Source organism: Pseudomonas sp. 2822-15 (assembly GCF_002742515.1).
GTDB classification, from domain to species: domain Bacteria; phylum Pseudomonadota; class Gammaproteobacteria; order Pseudomonadales; family Pseudomonadaceae; genus Aquipseudomonas; species Aquipseudomonas salomonii.
In genome coordinates, this window is sequence record NZ_LJRY01000031.1 from 1 (window position 1) to 296 (window position 296).

Here is a 296-nt window from a genome sequence, read left to right on the forward strand (position 1 = left end):
GTACTTAGGGTCAGCCAAATCAGATTTATTTAGTAATATGAGCCTCGGTTTCCCCTGAGCTAGCTCATCAATCACTGGATTTCTCGAAGCTAGGGGAATTCGAGCATCAACTAACTCCATCACAACATCTATTAACTTTAATTTTTCTTTCACTTGTCGTCTTGCCTTAGCCATATGTCCTGGATACCATTGAATCGTCATTTTAACACTCCTACTCTACTATACGAACATCATTAAAAGGCCAGAAAACAAAGTTAGCCTTCCCTACTACTTCTTCATATGGAACAACACCAATA

The 296-nt window shown here is 38.9% G+C and carries 1 pseudogene; it reads right to left on the minus strand.

From position 1 onward, the window contains the following. Positions 1-201 (minus strand): annotated as a pseudogene (locus tag AOA59_RS00105) (ribosome biogenesis GTPase YlqF); the annotation flags it as partial. Between the last annotated feature and the right edge of the window lie 95 nt (positions 202-296).